This window comes from Campylobacter sp. BCW_6877 (genome assembly GCF_001762445.1).
Lineage (GTDB): Bacteria > Campylobacterota > Campylobacteria > Campylobacterales > Campylobacteraceae > Campylobacter_D > Campylobacter_D jejuni.
Genome location: NZ_MJWW01000007.1, coordinates 1 through 3,285, shown reverse-complemented (window position 1 = coordinate 3,285; position 3,285 = coordinate 1). Strand labels below are relative to the sequence as shown.

Below are 3,285 nucleotides of genomic sequence, written 5' to 3'. Positions count from 1 at the left end.
TAGGTATCTTACAAACTGCAGATAAAGCTATGGATGAGCAACTTAAGATCTTAGATACAATCAAGACTAAAGCAACTCAAGCAGCTCAAGATGGGCAAAGCTTAAAAACAAGAACCATGCTTCAAGCAGATATCAATCGTTTGATGGAAGAACTTGATAATATCGCTAATACTACTTCATTTAACGGTAAACAACTTTTAAGTGGTAATTTCATCAATCAAGAATTTCAAATCGGTGCAAGTTCAAATCAAACCATCAAAGCTACTATAGGAGCAACTCAATCTTCTAAAATCGGTTTAACACGCTTTGAAACAGGAGGAAGAATTTCAAGCAGTGGTGAAGTGCAATTCACTTTGAAAAACTATAACGGTATAGATGATTTTAAATTTCAAAAAGTTGTGATTTCAACTTCAGTTGGAACAGGTCTTGGTGCTTTAGCTGAAGAGATTAACAAATCAGCTGATAAAACAGGTGTTAGGGCTACTTTTACAGTGGAAACTCGAGGTATGGCTGCGGTTAAAGCAGGATCTACAGGAGAGGATTTTACTATTAATGGGGTAAAAATCGGCCAGATAGAATATAAAGATGGCGATAGCAATGGTGCTTTAGTTTCTGCGATCAACTCTGTAAAAGACACTACAGGAGTAGAAGCCTCTATAGATGAAAATGGCAAGCTTTTGCTCACTTCAAGAGAAGGTAGAGGGATTAAAATCGAAGGAAGTATAGGCGGCGGTGCTTTTATTAATAAAGACATGATGGAAAATTATGGTCGTTTATCTTTGGTAAAAAATGATGGTAAGGATATTCTAATCAGTGGTTCTGGACTTTCTTTTGCAGGTTTTGGTGCGAGCAATTTTATCTCTCAGGCTTCTGTATCTTTAAGGGAGTCTAAAGGTCAAATTGATGCTAATGTCGCTGATGCTATGGGTTTTGGTTCTGCAAATAAACAAAATATTTTAGCAGGGTATTCTTCTGTTTCTGCTTATATGAGTTCAGCAGGTTCTGGATTTTCAGCAGGTTCTGGATTTTCAGCAGGTAGTGGGAAAAATTATTCTGCAAGTATAGCCGAATCTGCGATAGCTATTTCAGGTGCTTCTCAACTTTCAGCAGTTTATAATGTATCTAAAGGTTCTGGTTTTTCAAGTAAAAGTGGACTTTCTCAGTTTGCAACTATGAAAACAACTGCTTTTGGAGTTAAGGAAGAAACTGCAGGTGTAACTACACTTAAAGGCGCTATGGCTGTGATGGATATAGCAGAAACCGCTATAACAAATCTTGATCAAATCAGAGCAGACATTGGTTCGGTGCAAAATCAACTTCAAGTTACTATAAACAACATCACTGTAACTCAAGTAAATGTTAAAGCAGCAGAGTCCACCATCAGAGATGTAGACTTTGCTAGTGAGAGTGCAAACTACTCTAAAGCAAATATCTTAGCTCAAAGTGGTTCATACGCTATGGCTCAAGCAAATTCGACACAGCAAAATGTTTTAAGATTACTTCAATAGTAAATTAAATAATTTTTACAAGAATTACTGTAATATACACAAATCCAAGCCTAGTTTAAATACTGGGCTTTTTTATTTTTTAAGCTTTTAAAATTTTAATTAAATTAAACTTGGAACACTTCTTGCTTTAATCTTTTCGATGCAATATTTTGAAAGGATTTAAAATGGGTTTTAGGATAAACACCAACATCGGTGCATTAAATGCACATGCAAATTCAGTTGTTAATTCTAACGAGCTTGATAAGTCTTTAAGTAGACTTAGTTCTGGTCTTAGAATCAACTCAGCCGCAGATGATGCTTCAGGGATGGCGATAGCAGACTCTTTGCGTTCGCAAGCAGCTACTTTAGGCCAAGCCATAAACAATGGTAATGATGCCATAGGTATCTTACAAACTGCAGATAAAGCTATGGATGAGCAACTTAAGATCTTAGATACAATCAAGACTAAAGCAACTCAAGCAGCTCAAGATGGGCAAAGCTTAAAAACAAGAACCATGCTTCAAGCAGATATCAATCGTTTGATGGAAGAACTTGATAATATCGCTAATACTACTTCATTTAACGGTAAACAACTTTTAAGTGGTAATTTCATCAATCAAGAATTTCAAATCGGTGCAAGTTCAAATCAAACCATCAAAGCTACTATAGGAGCAACTCAATCTTCTAAAATCGGTTTAACACGCTTTGAAACAGGAGGAAGAATTTCAAGCAGTGGTGAAGTGCAATTCACTTTGAAAAACTATAACGGTATAGATGATTTTAAATTTCAAAAAGTTGTGATTTCAACTTCAGTTGGAACAGGTCTTGGTGCTTTAGCTGAAGAGATTAACAAATCAGCTGATAAAACAGGTGTTAGGGCTACTTTTACAGTGGAAACTCGAGGTATGGCTGCGGTTAAAGCAGGATCTACAGGAGAGGATTTTACTATTAATGGGGTAAAAATCGGCCAGATAGAATATAAAGATGGCGATAGCAATGGTGCTTTAGTTTCTGCGATCAACTCTGTAAAAGACACTACAGGAGTAGAAGCCTCTATAGATGAAAATGGCAAGCTTTTGCTCACTTCAAGAGAAGGTAGAGGGATTAAAATCGAAGGAAGTATAGGCGGCGGTGCTTTTATTAATAAAGACATGATGGAAAATTATGGTCGTTTATCTTTGGTAAAAAATGATGGTAAGGATATTCTAATCAGTGGTTCTGGACTTTCTTTTGCAGGTTTTGGTGCGAGCAATTTTATCTCTCAGGCTTCTGTATCTTTAAGGGAGTCTAAAGGTCAAATTGATGCTAATGTCGCTGATGCTATGGGTTTTGGTTCTGCAAATAAACAAAATATTTTAGCAGGGTATTCTTCTGTTTCTGCTTATATGAGTTCAGCAGGTTCTGGATTTTCAGCAGGTTCTGGATTTTCAGCAGGTAGTGGGAAAAATTATTCTGCAAGTATAGCCGAATCTGCGATAGCTATTTCAGGTGCTTCTCAACTTTCAGCAGTTTATAATGTATCTAAAGGTTCTGGTTTTTCAAGTAAAAGTGGACTTTCTCAGTTTGCAACTATGAAAACAACTGCTTTTGGAGTTAAGGAAGAAACTGCAGGTGTAACTACACTTAAAGGCGCTATGGCTGTGATGGATATAGCAGAAACCGCTATAACAAATCTTGATCAAATCAGAGCAGACATTGGTTCGGTGCAAAATCAACTTCAAGTTACTATAAACAACATCACTGTAACTCAAGTAAATGTTAAAGCAGCAGAGTCCACCATCAGAGATGTAGACTTTGC

2 protein-coding genes are annotated in these 3,285 nt (G+C 36.6%); both read left to right on the top strand.

Going from position 1 to position 3,285, the window contains the following annotated elements; translation table 11 throughout:
• Window positions 1-1,508, top strand: a 1,508-nt coding sequence (locus AJ936_RS00315; protein ID WP_070273938.1) for a flagellin, incomplete at its 5' end; no start/stop codon positions are given.
• A gap of 164 nt (window positions 1,509-1,672) precedes the next feature.
• The coding region (locus AJ936_RS00310; RefSeq protein ID WP_070273937.1) for a flagellin A at window positions 1,673-3,285 on the top strand (1,613 nt) is incomplete at its 3' end.